The 264-nt window shown below is 31.1% G+C and carries 1 protein-coding gene; it reads left to right on the top strand.

Annotated features, from left to right (window positions below):
• A partial coding sequence (locus tag Q0975_RS28430) for a hypothetical protein (protein WP_299444387.1) occupies positions 1-264 on the top strand: 264 nt, incomplete at both ends.

Genomic DNA, 264 nt, shown 5'->3' with positions numbered 1-264 from the left:
ACTTGAAATGTTTGGCTTTGCAAAAGGAATTACTGAGAATACAACAACCTCAGAAAAACTCAACGAACGTCTTAAAACTGAGGAAGAATTAATTATTAAAAAACCGATTATTGAAACTGAAGAATTAAAACAAATGTTACTAACAGAATCTAAATTAGGAAACCTAAACCTCAACGAACTAACTGAAAAAAATATCAAACGTGAACTTGAACTAACGTTCCCTAAATTTAAAGTACAAAAGGAAATTGGACAACAAGACGGACC

The organism is uncultured Aquimarina sp. (genome assembly GCF_947500065.1).
GTDB lineage: Bacteria > Bacteroidota > Bacteroidia > Flavobacteriales > Flavobacteriaceae > Aquimarina.
This window is presented reverse-complemented; position numbering and strand designations above follow the sequence as displayed.